The 15,325-nt window shown below is 63.4% G+C and carries 13 protein-coding genes; 12 read left to right on the forward strand and 1 reads right to left on the reverse strand.

Annotated features, from left to right (window positions below; genetic code table 11):
* Positions 1-2: 2 nt before the first annotated feature.
* Positions 3-350 carry an iron-sulfur cluster insertion protein ErpA gene (gene erpA / locus AC0L2R_RS27500; protein ID WP_006335221.1) on the reverse strand — a complete coding sequence of 116 codons (348 nt, stop codon included), beginning with the start codon at positions 348-350 and terminating at the stop codon, positions 3-5.
* A gap of 129 nt (positions 351-479) precedes the next feature.
* On the opposite strand from erpA, the gene AC0L2R_RS27505 reads away from it, so the two are divergent.
* The 12 genes from AC0L2R_RS27505 to AC0L2R_RS27560 all read left to right on the forward strand — a co-directional run bounded on the left by AC0L2R_RS27505 (position 480) and on the right by AC0L2R_RS27560 (position 15,146).
* Complete coding sequence (locus tag AC0L2R_RS27505; RefSeq protein ID WP_473512664.1) at positions 480-1,694, forward strand: deoxyguanosinetriphosphate triphosphohydrolase; 1,215 nt, start codon at positions 480-482, stop codon at positions 1,692-1,694.
* 67 nt (positions 1,695-1,761) lie between these two features.
* A complete protein-coding gene (gene argS / locus AC0L2R_RS27510) occupies positions 1,762-3,519 on the forward strand; it encodes an arginine--tRNA ligase (RefSeq protein WP_473512665.1) in 1,758 nt (585 codons plus the stop codon).
* A 103-nt stretch (positions 3,520-3,622) separates the two neighbouring features.
* The gene (locus tag AC0L2R_RS27515; protein WP_473512666.1) at positions 3,623-7,468 is read left to right on the forward strand and encodes an SPOR domain-containing protein; all 3,846 of its coding nucleotides are present in this window, start codon (positions 3,623-3,625) and stop codon (positions 7,466-7,468) included.
* A 141-nt stretch (positions 7,469-7,609) separates the two neighbouring features.
* Positions 7,610-8,629 (forward strand): beta-N-acetylhexosaminidase, encoded by a 1,020-nt coding sequence (nagZ, locus tag AC0L2R_RS27520; RefSeq protein WP_473512668.1) that lies wholly within the window; start codon positions 7,610-7,612, stop codon positions 8,627-8,629.
* 126 nt (positions 8,630-8,755) lie between these two features.
* Positions 8,756-9,556, forward strand: a complete 801-nt coding sequence (locus tag AC0L2R_RS27525; RefSeq protein WP_023802574.1) for a segregation and condensation protein A — start codon at positions 8,756-8,758, stop codon at positions 9,554-9,556.
* Complete coding sequence (scpB, locus tag AC0L2R_RS27530) at positions 9,553-10,332, forward strand: SMC-Scp complex subunit ScpB (RefSeq protein WP_473512669.1); 780 nt, start codon at positions 9,553-9,555, stop codon at positions 10,330-10,332. Before AC0L2R_RS27525 ends, scpB begins: the two co-directional genes overlap by 4 nt.
* A gap of 178 nt (positions 10,333-10,510) precedes the next feature.
* Positions 10,511-10,732, forward strand: coding sequence for a twin-arginine translocase TatA/TatE family subunit (locus AC0L2R_RS27535; protein WP_023802572.1), 222 nt, complete (start codon positions 10,511-10,513; stop codon positions 10,730-10,732).
* A 29-nt stretch (positions 10,733-10,761) separates the two neighbouring features.
* A complete protein-coding gene (gene tatB / locus AC0L2R_RS27540; protein WP_473512671.1) occupies positions 10,762-11,442 on the forward strand; it encodes a Sec-independent protein translocase protein TatB in 681 nt (226 codons plus the stop codon).
* A gap of 44 nt (positions 11,443-11,486) precedes the next feature.
* Positions 11,487-12,296, forward strand: a complete 810-nt coding sequence (gene tatC / locus AC0L2R_RS27545) for a twin-arginine translocase subunit TatC (RefSeq protein WP_473512702.1) — start codon at positions 11,487-11,489, stop codon at positions 12,294-12,296.
* 125 nt (positions 12,297-12,421) lie between these two features.
* On the forward strand, positions 12,422-13,726 hold the full coding sequence (serS, locus tag AC0L2R_RS27550; protein WP_473512672.1) for a serine--tRNA ligase: 1,305 nt from the start codon (positions 12,422-12,424) through the stop codon (positions 13,724-13,726).
* Positions 13,726-14,484 (forward strand): 5'/3'-nucleotidase SurE, encoded by a 759-nt coding sequence (gene surE, locus AC0L2R_RS27555; RefSeq protein ID WP_027156218.1) that lies wholly within the window; start codon positions 13,726-13,728, stop codon positions 14,482-14,484. The genes serS and surE overlap by 1 nt, the downstream gene beginning before the upstream one ends.
* Positions 14,481-15,146, forward strand: a complete 666-nt coding sequence (locus AC0L2R_RS27560; RefSeq protein WP_027156219.1) for a protein-L-isoaspartate(D-aspartate) O-methyltransferase — start codon at positions 14,481-14,483, stop codon at positions 15,144-15,146. The genes surE and AC0L2R_RS27560 overlap by 4 nt, the downstream gene beginning before the upstream one ends.
* Positions 15,147-15,325 lie beyond the last annotated feature (179 nt).

Genomic DNA, 15,325 nt, shown 5'->3' on the forward strand with positions numbered 1-15,325 from the left:
CTCTAAATACTGAAGCTGGTGCCGCAGCCGCACGAGGCGACCGCATTCGGGTTCCTGATCTGGAACGACTGGCCCATCAGATCGTCGACGAAATCGATCACCGAGCCGCCCATATAGACCAGCGAGAGGTCATCGATCAGCACGGTGGCGCCGTCCTTCTCGATGGCGACGTCGTCATCGTTGCGGGTGTCGACCAGGTCGAACTTGTAGGAAAAGCCGGAACAGCCGCCGCCCTCGACCGAAACGCGCAGCGCCGTCTTGCCGGCTTCGCCAGACACAATCTTGGCAATCCGCCTGGCGGCGGCGTCGGTCATCTCGACTTTCATGGCGGTCTTGGCATCAGCGCCCATGGGCGTCACCTTGCTTTCGGTTTCACATGATAGGTATGAAGCGCGAGGGGGCAAGTCAACTGCGGCGTAGGCTATGGAAATTGGCGGGGCTATGGAAATTGGTTGGGGCTATGGAAATCGGTTGGGGCGATGACAAATGAGTTGGGCGACATCGGATTCGGCTATCGGCCACGCGCCGCCTATGCCTGCGATCCGGCAAAGTCGCGCGGGCGGCTGTTCGACGAGGTGGAGAGCCCGACCCGGACGCCGTTCCAGCGCGACCGCGACCGCATCATCCATTCGACGGCCTTCCGCCGGCTGAAGCACAAGACGCAGGTGTTCGTCGCGCATGAGGGCGACCATTACCGCACCCGGCTGACGCATTCGATCGAGGTGGCGCAGATCGCGCGCGCCCTGGCGAGGGCGCTGCGCGGCGACGAGGACCTGGCAGAGGCGGTGGCGCTGGTGCACGATTTCGGCCACACGCCCTTCGGCCATACCGGCGAGGATGCGCTGAACCAGAAGATGGCGGCCTGGGGCGGCTTCGACCACAATGCACAGTCGCTGCGCGTGGTGACGCGGCTGGAGAGCCGCTATGCCGAATTCGACGGGCTGAACCTCACCTGGGAGACGCTGGAGGGGCTGGTCAAGCACAACGGACCGCTGACCGACGCCAGCGGAAACGGGCTGAAGGGGCCGGTGCCGCAAGCGATCCGCGACTATTCGGAGCTGCACGACCTCGAGCTCGACCGCTTCGCCGGCATCGAGGCGCAGTGCGCGGCGATCGCCGACGACATCGCTTACAACAGCCATGACATCGATGACGGCCTGAGGTCGGGCCTTCTGAAGCTCGACATGCTGGAAAAGGTTTCGCTGCCCGGCTCGATCCTCGACGGCGTGCGTCAGCGCTATCCGGCGCTGGACGATGTGAGGACAGGGCACGAACTGATGCGCCGGCAGATCACGATGATGGTCGAGGATGTCATCGTCTCCACCACCGCCAATCTGGCCCGCATCAAGCCGGACAGCGCCGACGCGGTGAGGGCGGCAGGCGAGACGGTGGTGACCTTTTCAGCCGAAATGGCCGCTTTCGAAGAGGAATTGAAAGCCTTTCTCTACAAGCATCTCTATCGACACAGCGAAGTCGTGCGCGTGCGCAACCAGGCCGAGCAGATCGTCAACGACCTGTTCGAGGTCTATTTCGCCGATCCGCGCGCCATGCCCGATGGCTGGCGCGAAGGGCTCGACCGGGCTGATGATCGCATCAAGGCGCGCAGCGTCGCCGATTTCCTGGCGGGCATGACGGATACCTACGCTTTGAAGGAACACCGCCGTTTGTTTGACCATACGCCTGAATTAAGCTAGGCGGGGCTCGATTTTGCCGGCCAATAGACCGGATTCCCGCAAAGCCGCCAGAGCCAGGGCCACACCAATGAACATCTTCGCCGATTTCAACGCGCGAATTATAAAGGCCGTCGAAGCGCTTGATTTGAAAGACAAAGACGGCGGTTCGCTGGACTTGTCGCGCGTCGCCGTCGAGCCGCCGCGCGACGCCAGCCATGGCGACCTGGCGACCAATGCGGCAATGGTGCTGGCCAAGCCGACCGGCCAGCCGCCGCGCGTACTGGCTGAAAGGCTGGCGCAAGCGCTGCGCGCCGACCCGGACATCGCCGCTGCAGACGTTGCCGGTCCGGGCTTCGTCAATCTCAGGCTCAAGGACGCGTTCTGGCAGGTGCATCTGACTGCGCTGCTCGGCGAAGGCCGCAATTACGGCCGCTCGACCGTTGGCGGCGGCAAGAAGGCCAATGTCGAATATGTCTCGGCCAACCCTACCGGACCGATGCATGTCGGCCATTGCCGCGGCGCGGTGGTGGGTGATGCGCTCGCCAATCTGATGGCCTTCGCCGGTTATGACGTGATCAAGGAATATGTCATCAACGACGCTGGTTCGCAGATCGACGTGCTCGGCCGCTCCGCCATGCTGCGTTACCGCGAGGCGCTCGGCGACGACATCGGCGAGATTCCTGCCGGGCTCTATCCAGGCGACTATCTCGTGCCGGTCGGCCAGGCTCTGGTAAGCGAATTTGGCCGTTCTTTGCTGCAGATGCCGGATGAGGAAGCGCTTGCCATTGTCAAGGACAGGACGATCGACGCGATGATGGCAATGATCCGTGAGGATCTGGCGCTGCTCAATGTGCATCACGACGTCTTTTTCTCGGAGCGCACCCTGCACGCCGACAACGCCCGGAAAATCCGCTCGGCGATCAACGACCTGACCCTCAAGGGCCATATCTACAAGGGCAAGCTGCCGCCGCCCAAGGGCGAGAAGCCGGACGAATGGGAGGATCGCGAGCAGACGCTGTTCCGCTCGACAGCGGTCGGCGACGACATGGACCGGGCGCTGGTCAAGTCGGACGGCACTTTCACCTATTTTGCCGCTGATGTCGCCTATTTGAAGGACAAGGTCGATCGCGGTTTCGTCGAGCTGATCTATGTGCTTGGCGCCGATCATGGCGGTTATGTGAAGCGCCTGGAAGCGCTTGCCAGGGCGATTTCCGGCGACGAGGTGAAGCTTACCGTGCTGCTTTGCCAGTTGGTAAAACTTTTTCGCGAGGGCGAGCCGGTGCGCATGTCGAAGCGGTCGGGCGATTTCGTAACGCTGCGCGAAGTGGTGGAGGAGGTCGGCCGTGACCCGATCCGCTTCATGATGCTCTACCGCAAGAACGATGCGCCGCTCGATTTCGACTTCGCCAAGGTGACCGAGCAGTCGAAGGACAATCCGGTATTCTACGTCCAGTACGCCTCGGCGCGCTGCCATTCGGTGTTCCGGCAGGCGAGCGAACAGTTGGGCGAGGCCAATTTCGATCGCAATCGGCTGGCCGCCGCCACCGCTTCGCTGACCGACGAAGGCGAGATCGGCCTGATCAGGAAGCTTGCCGAATATCCGCGGCTGATCGAATCCGCGGCACTTGCGCTCGAGCCGCACCGGCTGGCATTCTACCTCTACGATCTCGCCTCCAGCTTCCACGGACATTGGAACCGCGGCACCGAAAATCCCGACTTACGTTTTGTTAAGGTTAACGACCGACAATTGACCCATGCCAGACTAGGGCTAGTGCAGGCTGTTTCGGACGTTTTGACGTCCGGCCTGACGCTGATCGGAGCCGATGCGCCCACCGAAATGCGTTAGGTTTGACTAAAAAACCTGTCACCTTTTGCCCACATTGCGCTGGTAAGGGCCAACCCTGCGCGACGTCAACGGCGTCCGAATGAGTGCGAGTTCGGGAACAATAATGGCAGACAGAACCCAGCTGAAAGCAGCCGCCCAAAACGATATCGCCAACGATGATCCGTTCGCGGAACTGACCAGGATCATGGGCTTCGACCCGCGCCAGCCGGTCAAGCCGCAGGCCCAGTCGACGGCGGCTGCAGCAAGTCAGCCAGCGGACGACGGCGATTTCGGCATCGACCTCGAGAAGGAGTTGATGGGCGAATTCGGCGGCGACGCCAATGACGGCGCAGCCGAGCTTCGCGAGCCGGTTTTCGACGCGGCTGCTACTGACCCAATCGACGACGAGCTTGTCGCGTCGCTCGAACAGGATCTCCTGCTCGACGATGAAGCGGCGGACGAAATCGCCGATGCCGTTGCTATCGACGATGTTCGCTCTGGCGTTGCCGGAACTCCCTCGGCTGCTGAAGCTGCTTTCGACGACGATTTCGACGAAGCGCTCGCCAGTTCGCTCGAAGACGTGTCGCTATTCGAAGACGATTTGCCGGTGGACGACAGGCTTGGGAACGACGAGCTTGGGAACGACGAGCTTGCCGCGTCGCTCGAACAGGATTTCCGGCTGGACGACGACACGGCGGACGAAACTGCCCATGTCGTTGCCGTCGCCGACCTGGGTTCCGGTGTTGCCGAAGTATCCGCGCCGGCTGTTGAAGCGGCGTTCGACGACGATTTTGACCATGCGATCGCCAGTTCGCTCGAAGACGTGTCGCCGTTCGAAGACGATTTGCCGGTAAACGACGAATTCTCTGCGTCGCTCGAACAGGATTTCCGGCTGGACGACGATGCGGCGGACGAACAAAATACCGGCGCCGACACCGCCGCGCCGGCCGCTGAGCCCGCCTTCGACGATGAATTCGACAACGCCGTCGCAAGCTCGCTCGAAGACGAACTGACGCTCGACGAGCACGTGCAGGTGGAGCAGGCCGCCGAAGCCGCAGACATCGCCGCGCCGGCCGCCGAACCCGCGTTCGGATACGAGCTGACGCTCGACGAGCACGTGCAGGTGGAGCAGGCTGCCGAAGCCGCCGACATCGCCGCGCCGGCCGCCGAACCCGCGTTCGACGATGAATTCGACAACGCCGTCGCAAGCTCGCTCGAAGACGATCTGACGCTCGACGAGCATGAGCCGATCGAGGCCGCTGTCGAGGCTCCCGCTGCGGCTGTTTGGGCCGTTTCGGATGAGTCCGACGAGGACTTTGCCGACCACGACACTATGGCCGACGTCGCCATGGATGACGTCGACATGGATTTCGACATTCGCACGGCTGAGCCGGTCGAAGTCGACGAGCCAGAAATTGACGAGCCGGATTCTATCGCCGCCAACGACGACGAGCCTTCCGCCGCGACCCCGGAACATGCGTTGGACGACGATCTTGAATTGAGCTTCGACGACACGCTTGCCGATGAAGCCGAGGAGCCGGCTACTCAGGCCCCCGGCGTTGCAGCCGAACCGACGGCGCCAGCTGCCGTCGCTGAGGAGCGGAGCCTCGAAGACGAATTGAACGCGCTGTTGGGCACCATGAGCGCACGGGCTGCCCCGGTGGCAGCGTCCGCGGCCGCCATGGTCCAGCAACCTGTAGCCGCGGCTGGAGAAGCCGCCGACGAACCAGTGGATCCCACCGACGAACTGGCCGGGAGCCTTGACGAGCAAGACCTTTCGGAGCAGTCGAATGAAGACGCGGTCCAGGCCGCCGACGCCGACCTCGACACCGTTCTCCTCGACGGGCTTGTGGGCCATGATTTCGGCGCCGAAGACGCTGCCGGACCGGCTGATATCGATTTCGACGACGATGCATTGCACGCCGCCTTCGCCAAGGACATCGGTCTGGACCATGGCGATGACGCCGCTCCACAGCAGGATCCGAATGATTCGCTCAGCTGGATGGCGGCACCCTCCGCCGCGCCTGCGCCGGCCCGTTCGTGGAGCCGCGTAACGCCGGTGGCACAGCCGCAACCCGCCTTTGCAGCCCAGCCGACGGCTTCGGCGACCACAGAAACAACGACACCGCCAACCGCTGCGGCACCCTCCTATCAGGATGAGCCGGCCTATCAGGATGAGCCGGCCTATCAGGATGAGCCGGCCGAAGACGATGCCGCCAATGCGGCACCTGCGCCCGCTCAAAGCGAACAAGCCTCTGCATATGACGAGATGCCGGATGTCGAGACAGTCGATGTGCCCGAGCGCGTCGTAGCGCTGGCGGACGACCTCGATATTCCGGAACTCGACGTCAATGAAGACGCACCGCCGGCGCCTGCCTATGACGATCTCGATACCGAGTTCGCCAACCTTCTCTCGGAAATGAATGCCGTGGACGTCGCTGCCGGCCCGGCGCGCAGCACGGCGTATGACGACGAATCCTACAAATCCGGATTCAAGCCGGGGGCCGGACCCCAGCCGGGGGCAGGGTTCCAGTCAGCGGCCGGGTTCCAGTCAGGCCATGAGCCCGACCGCGTTGAAACGCGGACCTATGCGGCGAGACCGGCAGCAGCGCCCGTCAGTGCGTCTTACGCCGATGCCGCCAGCGGCTTTGATCTGGGCGACTTGCCCAGCGGCCGGCCGGTTTCGCAAGCGCAAGCCAACGATTTTGCCCTGGACGAACTCGACTACGACCCCGAACTGGATGAGGCCATGTCGGTTCCAGGCCTGGCCGAGCAGAATGCCGCGAGGCCCCGGAGCCGCGGCCTGCTGGTCGCCGCAGTCGTCGGCGCCGTGGCGATCGCCGGCGGTCTCGGCGCCTTCGCGCTGTCTTTCGGCGGCAACGGCGGCACCGATGCGCCGGTCATCGTCAAGGCGGACAACGCACCGATCAAGGTCAGGCCGGAAAATCCGGGCGGCACCGTCGTTCCGAACCAGGACAACAAGGTTTACGACGCCGTGGCCAAGGGGGGCGCGAGGCCTGCCGAACCGGTCCAGGAAAAACTGGTCACCAACACCGAAGAGCCGGTGGACGTGGCGGCCAAGGAACCGCCGCAGAGCCGTGTGGTCGATCTTTCGCCCGATGACATCGACACGGCTGAAGCCGCCGATGCGGTCGGCGGCACGCAAGCGGCCGGCGGCACGCAAGCGGCCGGGAATGCCGCCGCCGCGCCGGCACCCAAGTCCGAGGATCGTATCGCCCAGGTTCTGCAAGAGGCCGAGCAGGGCATCGAGCCGGATGTCGTCGCCGTTGCGCCACGCAAGGTGAGAACCATGGTGGTCAAATCTGATGGTTCACTGGTTGCGCGCGAGGACCCGGCGCCTGCGGCATCGCAGGTGGCTGCCGTCGAGCCTGTCGATCCGGCGCCGCAGCTTGTGGCCCCGGCGGGTCAGGCCGGCGAAACGGCGCAGACCGGGACCGTGGCGTCTGTTGCCGACCAGGCAAGTGGCGACCTGTTGGGCGGCGACCCAGTGGCCGGCGACCGGGCCGAAACCGCCACGCCGGAAGCAGTCAATCTGGCCGCCGTCCCCACGGCTGAGGCTGAAGGCCAAACCAACCAGCCTGCCAACACGCCGGCCACGGTTCCGGTGGCGCCGCAGCGTCCGTCCGACCAGCCGGTCGACGTCGTCGGTGAGGTCAAGCCCGACCAGGTTGCGTCCATCAGTCCGGCGGCGGCCTCGACCGGCGGTGGCTCGTGGTCGATGCAGATCGCCTCGCAGCCGACCGTCGAAAGCGCCCAGTCGACCTATCAGGATCTGCAGCGTCGCTATGGCAGCGTGCTTTCCGGCCACACGGCCAACATCGTCAAGGCCGAGATCGCCGGCAAGGGAACGTTCTATCGCGTTCGCGTCCCGGCGAAGTCGCGCAACGATGCGATCAGCCTGTGCACCAACTACAAGGCTGCCGGCGGCAACTGTTTCGTGTCGCGCTAACCATTTTCAAATCTCCCGCCCTTGGGCCGAAAGAACCGGCGCGGTCACAGACCGCGCCGGTTTTCTATGGTGGAAGGAGTTCCTCGTGTGGAAGGCTCGATGCGATTCCCTTTGTCTGCGTGAAGCTCTAAACTCCCGCCCATGACCGAATCAAAATCTATGATCCTTGGCTGCGCCGGGAAATCGCTCACACGCGACGAAATCAGGTTCTATCGCAGCGAATGCCCGTGGGGATTCATCCTGTTTGCCCGCAACATCGGCGAGGCCGAGCAGATCCGCGATCTGGTCGCCGCGATGCGCGATTGTGTCGAGCGCCCGGACGCCCCGGTGTTCATCGACCAGGAAGGCGGCCGTGTGCAGCGCCTGCGGCCGCCGCTGGCACCGAATTATCCGGCCGGTGGCGCGCTCGGCGCCTTGTGGCGCAACGACCACGATGCCGGCAACCGCGCAGCATGGCTGATGGCGCGGCTGCATGCTTTCGACCTGCTGCGCTACGGCATCACGGCTGATTGCCTGCCGGTGCTCGACGTGCCGATCGAGGGCGCCAGCGACGTCATCGGCGCGCGCGCCTATGGCAAGGAGCCTCGTGCCGTCATCGAACTGGGCCGCGCCGCGGCGGAGGGCCTGATGTCGGGAGGCGTGCTGCCGGTGATGAAGCATATTCCCGGGCATGGACGGGCCTTTGCCGACACGCATTTCGAACTGCCGACCGTCGATGCCTCGATGAGCGACTTGCAGCGGCATGATTTCGCCCCGTTCAGGGAGCTCAATCATTTGCCGATGGCGATGACGGCGCATGTCGTCTACAGCGCGATCGACCCGAAGAACCCGGCCACCACCTCCGGCAAGGTCATCGACGAGATCATCCGCGGCGAAATCGGTTTCGACGGGCTGCTGATGAGCGACGACACCTCGATGAAGGCACTTTCTGGGGATTTCCCGACAAAGGCGGCGGCGATCCTTGCGGCGGGCTGCGATCTGGTCCTTCACTGCAACGGCGTTTTCGAGGAGATGGTCGGCATTGCGTCGCGCACAACGGGGCTTGAAGGCACGTCGCTGCAACGCGCGCAACGGGCGCTGACCTATATCAAGAACCGCGATCGGGCTGATGAAACCGAGATACGCGCCGAATTCGCCACCTATTTCGATGCGGTGGCCTAGACCATGATCCCGAACGGTGGGAGCCGGTTTTTCGGAACAGATCACGGTCAAACACGAAGTTAGAAGCAAAGGAAGCGACAGGAAGTGGCGGAAACATTGGACAGCAAGGCTGGCAAGGCCGCACCGATGGACCGTCTTTGGGCCGAGAACGACGATTCGCGGCTGACCGGCGATCCCGCGCTGGTCGTCGATGTCGACGGTTTCGAGGGCCCGCTCGATCTTCTGCTGCATCTTGCCCGCAACCAGAAGGTCGATCTGTCGCGCATCTCGATCCTGGCGCTGGCCGAGCAATATCTGGCCTTCGTCGAAAAGGTGAGGGCGCTCAGGCTGGAGCTTGCCGCCGACTATCTGGTGATGGCGGCGTGGCTGGCGTTTCTCAAGTCGAAGCTCTTGATCCCCAAGCAACCCGGCGACGACGGTGAAAGCGGCGAGGAACTGGCGGCGGTGCTGCAATTCCGGTTGAAGCGACTGGAAGCGATGCGTGACGCGGCGGCACGCCTGGTCAATCGCAATCGGCTCGGGCGCGACGTGTTCGCCCGCGGCATGCCGGAAATGGTCATCGTCGAGAAACGCAACGCCTATTCGGCCTCGCTCTACGATCTGCTGACCGCCTATGCGGCGCAACGCCAGAAGCAGGCGATCACCAATGTGACGATCGCCAGGCGCGGTGTGTGGTCGCTCAAGGATGCGCGCGACATCCTAAACAGGCTGATCGGCACGCTTGCCGACTGGACGGCGCTGGACCGTTTCCTGGTCGAATATCTGACCGACCCGGACGAGCGGCGTACCGCGATTGCCAGTTCGTTTGCGGCGACGCTGGAACTGGTGCGCGAAGGCAAAATGGAAATGCGGCAGGACGACGTGTTCGCGCCGCTCTATCTGCGCGGTCGTGCGCAAGGCATCAGGGCAGTTGAGGTGGCATCATGAGCGAGCGCACCAACGCTTCGGTCATTCCGTTCAAGGTCGACGACGAGACCGAAGACGGCGTGCTCGCCGAGGTGCCGGCAGAAAGTCAGCCCCAGAACTTGTCCCAGAATCCTGGCGAGCGGCTGCATATGGCAGAGGCCGTGCGCATGGCCGAGGCGATCGTGTTCGCCAGCGCCGAGCCGGTCAGCGAAAAGCAGCTTGCCGGGCGCCTGCCCGACGGCATCAATATCGCCGCGGCGATGGCTGAACTGCAGCAGATTTATGCGCGGCGCGGCGTCAATCTGGTGCGCGTTGGCGATGCCTGGGCGTTCCGCACCGCCGGCGATCTCGCTTTCCTGATGAGCCGCGACACGGTGCAGCAGAAGAAGCTTTCCCGTGCGGCGCTCGAAGTGCTGGCGATCATCGCCTACCACCAGCCGGTGACGCGCGCCGAGATCGAGGATATCAGAGGCGTCGAGACCTCGAAGGGCACGCTGGACACGCTGATGGAGACCGAATGGGTGAAGATGCGCGGCCGGCGCCGCACGCCCGGCCGTCCCGTCACCTACGGCACTACCGACATCTTCCTCGACCATTTCGCGTTGGAGGAGATCCGCGATCTCCCAGGCATGGAGGAATTGAAGGGTGCCGGGCTGCTTTCGGGCCGCATGCCGTCGAATTTTTCCATTCCGATGCCGCCGGCCGACCCGGACGTGCTGACCGATGACGAGGATCCGCTGACCGACATCGACCTTGAGGAACTCGGCCTGTTGACCCCGCGTGTCGAGGAAGATTGACCGCAAGCGACGTGCCGAAAGCGATGGTATTTAGCGGCTGCGCCGATAGGTAGCGGGCTGAGGCGCCGAAACTGCGTGACTTCGGCCACTCATTTATAAACTCTGTCGCGGTTGTGTTTGAATCCCGGCGCGAAAGCGCATAGATCATCGTCAGAGAAAACTTTCGAGAGAGATTGTTATGGGTTCATTTTCGATTTGGCATTGGCTGATCGTGCTGGTGATCGTGCTGCTGGTGTTCGGTCGCGGCAAGATTCCCGAGCTGATGGGTGACATGGCCAAGGGTATCAAGAGCTTCAAGAAGGGCATCGCCGACGACGAGGTTGCCGAGGACAAGCGCACCGTCGAGCACCGTGCCGACGAAACCGTTTCGGCAGCGAAGGAAAAGGCCAGCAAGAGCTGAGCCCAAAACTTTAGTCGGAACGTATCGCCATGTTCGACATCGGCTGGACCGAGATGCTGGTGATCGCGATCGTCATGATCGTGGTCGTCGGGCCCAAGGATTTGCCCAAGATGCTGCGCACTTTTGGCCGCACGACGGCGAAGATGCGCGGCATGGCAGCCGACTTCCAGAAACAGTTCAACGATGCGCTGAAGGAGGCCGAGCTTGACGACGTCAAGAAGTCGGTCGATTCACTCAGAAGCCTCAACCCGGCCGCCGAGATCAGGAAACAGCTCAACCCGTTCGAGCAGGCGGCGGCCGACGTCCGTTCAGGCGTCGACGCGGTGATGAAGCCGAAGCCGGCCGCAGACCCGGTCGCGCCGGCTGCTTCGACGCCGCAGGATACCGAGCTGAACAATGGCGCGACGGTGCTGCCGGGCGTCGATGCCCCGGAAGCGGCGCCGGCGGCGCCGACCTTTCCGGCGATGACCGATGGTTCGGTGACACCGCCTGTCGCGACGGCGCCGCCGGCCGCATCGCCAAAGGCCTCGGCGGCGAAGACGGGTGCCGCGCCAGCGAAAGCGATGCCGGCCTCCAAGGCCGCAGCGAAGCCAGCGGCAAAACCTGCTGTGACAAAGACCGCGGCTAAAAAGGCCGAGCCGAAGCCCGCACCAGCAACGGTTAAGAAGCCGGCCGCAGCCGCCAAAAAGACGGCGGGAGCCGCCAAGTGAGCATTTCGGAAAAGGACGAGATCGACAAGTCGGCGGCTCCGCTGATGGAGCATCTGATCGAGTTGCGCCGGCGGCTGATGTGGTCGATCGGCGGGTTCTTCGTCGCCTTCCTGTTCTGCTTCTTCTTCGCCAAGCAGTTGTTCAACCTGCTGGTCATCCCGTTCAAATGGGCGACGCAATGGGCAGGGCTCGACCCGCACAAGGTCGAGCTGATCTACACGGCGCCGCAGGAATTCTTCTTCACCCAGGTCAAGCTGGCGATGTTCGGCGGCATGGTGATCGCCTTTCCGCTGATCGCCACCCAGATCTACAAATTCATCGCGCCCGGCCTCTACAAGAATGAACGCAACGCCTTCCTGCCGTTCCTGATCGCTTCGCCGATCCTGTTCCTGATGGGCGCGTCGCTGGTCTATTTCTTCTTCACGCCGATGGTGATGTGGTTCTTCCTCGCCATGCAGCAGGCCGGCACCGACGACCAGGTGCAGATTTCGCTGCTGCCGAAAGTGTCGGAATATCTCAGCCTGATCATGACGCTGATCTTCTCCTTCGGTCTGGTGTTCCAGTTGCCGGTGGTGACCAGCCTGATGACGCGGGTGGGCATGCTGTCGTCCGAGGCGCTGGTCGAAAAGCGCAAATGGGCAATCGTCATCGCTTTCGTCGTCGCGGCTATTCTGACGCCACCCGACCCGATAAGCCAGATCGGCCTGGCCGTTCCCACGATCCTTCTCTACGAGGTCTCGATCTGGTCGGCCCGGCTGATCGAGCGCAGCAAGGAACGGGAACGTCTGGCGCGCGAGAAGCGGGAGGCTGCGGAAGCGGCGGCCGAAAAGCCGGCGGACGCGTCATCGGCCTAGCGGCATCGCCGTTATCTTCAGGTTTACGGGACAGCGCGGGGCGCGAGGGAACTCGATCTTCACATCTTGCATCGGTCAAGGATGCGGTTTACGCCCCCTCTAGCCTACTTGAGGACGAACAGACCATGCTTGACATCAAATGGATTCGCGACAATCCGAAGGCCCTTGTCGAGGCGCTGCAGAAGCGCTCGTGGCCGGTTGCGGAGGCGCAGTCCACGGTCGATGATCTGATCGCCAGGGACGAGGCGCGGCGCGAACATCTGACCGAGCTGCAGACCAGGCAGGAGCGCCGCAACGCCGCCTCGAGAGAAATCGGCAACGCCATGCGCTCGGGCGACGCCGCCCTTGCCGAAAGACTGAAGGCCGAGGTCGGCGAGATCAAGGCCTTCATCCAGAACGGCGAGGCGCGCGAACGCGAGCTCGACAAGGCGCTGAACGACGCATTGGCGGTGCTGCCCAACGTGCCGCTCGACGACGTGCCGGTCGGCAAGGACGAGCACGACAACGTCGTCAAGCGTACCGTCGGCAAGGTGCCGGCCCGCCCGAACTGGGTGAAGGAGCATTTCGAGATCGGCGAAGCGCTCGGCATGATTGATTTTGAGCGGGCGGCGAAACTGTCCGGTTCGCGGTTCACGGTGCTCAAGGGCGGACTGGCACGGATGGAGCGCGCGCTCGGCCAGTTCATGCTGGATCTGCATACGACCGAGCATGGCTACGAGGAGATCCAGCCGCCGCTGATGGTGCGCGACGAAGCTCTTTTCGGCACCGGGCAACTGCCGAAGTTCGAGGAGGATCTGTTCTTCGCCCCGCATGGGGACGGCAGGCTTGGCCTCATTCCCACCGCCGAAGTGCCGCTGACCAATCTCGTGCGCGAAGACATCACGCCGCATGAAAAACTGCCGCTGCGCTATACCGCGCTGACCTCGTGCTTCCGCTCGGAAGCGGGCTCGGCCGGGCGTGACACGCGTGGCATGCTGCGCCAGCACCAGTTCTACAAGGTCGAACTGGTGTCGATCACCGACCAGGACACCTCGCTTGCCGAGCACGAGCGGATGACCGAATGCGCTGAGGAAGTGCTGAAGCGGCTCGGCCTGCCGTTCCGCACCGTGACGCTGTGCACCGGCGACATGGGCTTTGGCGCGCGCAAGACCTATGACATCGAGGTCTGGCTGCCGGGCCAGAACGCCTATCGCGAGATTTCGTCCTGCTCGGTCTGTGGCGATTTCCAGGCGCGGCGCATGGATGCCCGCTACAAGGACAAGGACGGCAAGGGCAACCGCTTCGTCCACACGCTGAACGGTTCCGGCACCGCCGTCGGCCGCGCCCTTATTGCCGTCATCGAAAACTACCAGAATGAGGATGGCAGCGTAACCATTCCTGAAACGCTTCGGCCTTACATGGGCGGTCTGGAAAAGATCGAATCGAGATAATGCGCATCCTCCTGACCAATGATGACGGCATCCATGCCGAGGGCCTTGCATCGCTCGAACGCATCGCCCGCACGCTGTCGGACGATGTCTGGGTGGTGGCTCCGGAGCAGGATCAGTCCGGCTATGCGCATTCGCTGTCGATCTCGGAGCCGCTGCGCCTGAGAAAGATCGGCGAAAAGCACTTTGCCGTGCGCGGCACGCCGACCGACTGCGTCATCATGGGCGTAAAAAAAATCTTGCCCGCAGCACCAGACCTGATCCTGTCCGGGGTCAATTCCGGCGCCAACATCGCCGACGACGTCACCTATTCGGGCACCGTTGCCGGCGCCATGGAAGGCGCGCTGCTCGGTGTGCGCTCGATCGCGCTCAGCCAGGCTTATTCCTATGTCGGCGAGGATCGCCTCGTCCCTTACGAGACCACCGAGGCGCTGGCGCCGGCGCTGCTCAAAAAACTGGTCGCCATGCCGCTGCCGGATGGCGTGCTGCTCAACGTCAATTTTCCGAATTGCCTTCCCGAAGAGATCGCCGGCACGGTGGTCACCTCGCAAGGCAAGCTCGTCCACAGCCTGTGGGTCGACGAGCGCCGCGACGGCCGCGGGCTTCCCTATTATTGGCTGCGCTTCGGCCGCGAGCCGGTCGAGGGCAAGCAAGGCACTGATCTCCATGCCATGCGCAACCGGCTGGTGTCGGTGACGCCGCTGCAGCTCGATCTCACGGCGCATGAAATTCGCGATCAACTGACCAAGGCGCTCGCATGAACCTGAACCATGGTCCGACGGCCGATGACCGCGAAGGCTTCGCCGCTTTCCTGCTCCGCCTGCGCGGCAAGGGCGTGGTGCCGAAGGCGCTGATCGCCGCCTTCGAGGCGACGCCGCGGCGCGGCTTCCTTTCCGCACAGTTCCATCCGATCGCCTGGTCGGACCGCATGCTACCGATCGAATGCGGCGAGGCGATCGAGGGCGCCGACCTGCAGGCTGCGGTGATCGCAGCACTTGCCATCGAGCCGGGCAACCGGGTGCTCGAGATCGGCACCGGGTCGGGCTACACGGCGGCGGTGATGTCGCGGCTCGCCGCGCGCGTCGTCACAATCGATCGCTACAAGACGCTGGTCGAGCAGGCCAAACAGCGCTTCGAGGCGCTCGGCATCGGCAATGTCATCGTGCGCCAGGCGGACGGCTCCAACGGACTGGCCAATGAAGCGCCGTTCGACCGTATCGTCGCGTGGGCGGCCTTCGACAGCTTGCCGCGCTTCCTGCTCGATCAATTGTCGAGCGGCGGCATCGTCATCGCCCCGATCGGACCCGAGGAGGGCGAGCAGGTGCTGGCCAAGCTGACCAAGGTCGGCAGCCGCTTCGAACGCGAGGACATCGGTCTCGTACGCCTGCAGCCGATCCTGCGCAGCGTGGCCGCCGTCATCTAGGATCTGTCGATATTCAGGTGATGCCCGCAACTCACCTGTCTGGTCCGTCTCCGGCTTGCCTCAGCTCAATCACGCCCGTCCAATGCAGCTTTAAATATTTTAAGAAAATTTGCGTCTGATTCTAGAGGTTTAACCGGCCGGTAACATTAACGCGCTTTAATCACGGTCAGTCTGTACCG

The organism is Mesorhizobium sp. WSM4820, assembly GCF_055811075.1.

What these genes read in the sequence shown, in the direction of transcription:
- erpA (WP_006335221.1), bottom strand. Translation starts at nt 350, where the DNA reads ATGGGCGCTGATGCCAAGACCGCCATGAAAGTCGAGATGACCGACGCC.
- AC0L2R_RS27505 (WP_473512664.1), top strand. Translation starts at nt 480, where the DNA reads ATGACAAATGAGTTGGGCGACATCGGATTCGGCTATCGGCCACGCGCC.
- argS (WP_473512665.1), top strand. Translation starts at nt 1,762, where the DNA reads ATGAACATCTTCGCCGATTTCAACGCGCGAATTATAAAGGCCGTCGAA.
- AC0L2R_RS27515 (WP_473512666.1), top strand. Translation starts at nt 3,623, where the DNA reads ATGGCAGACAGAACCCAGCTGAAAGCAGCCGCCCAAAACGATATCGCC.
- nagZ (WP_473512668.1), top strand. Translation starts at nt 7,610, where the DNA reads ATGACCGAATCAAAATCTATGATCCTTGGCTGCGCCGGGAAATCGCTC.
- AC0L2R_RS27525 (WP_023802574.1), top strand. Translation starts at nt 8,756, where the DNA reads ATGGACCGTCTTTGGGCCGAGAACGACGATTCGCGGCTGACCGGCGAT.
- scpB (WP_473512669.1), top strand. Translation starts at nt 9,553, where the DNA reads ATGAGCGAGCGCACCAACGCTTCGGTCATTCCGTTCAAGGTCGACGAC.
- AC0L2R_RS27535 (WP_023802572.1), top strand. Translation starts at nt 10,511, where the DNA reads ATGGGTTCATTTTCGATTTGGCATTGGCTGATCGTGCTGGTGATCGTG.
- tatB (WP_473512671.1), top strand. Translation starts at nt 10,762, where the DNA reads ATGTTCGACATCGGCTGGACCGAGATGCTGGTGATCGCGATCGTCATG.
- tatC (WP_473512702.1), top strand. Translation starts at nt 11,487, where the DNA reads ATGGAGCATCTGATCGAGTTGCGCCGGCGGCTGATGTGGTCGATCGGC.
- serS (WP_473512672.1), top strand. Translation starts at nt 12,422, where the DNA reads ATGCTTGACATCAAATGGATTCGCGACAATCCGAAGGCCCTTGTCGAG.
- surE (WP_027156218.1), top strand. Translation starts at nt 13,726, where the DNA reads ATGCGCATCCTCCTGACCAATGATGACGGCATCCATGCCGAGGGCCTT.
- AC0L2R_RS27560 (WP_027156219.1), top strand. Translation starts at nt 14,481, where the DNA reads ATGAACCTGAACCATGGTCCGACGGCCGATGACCGCGAAGGCTTCGCC.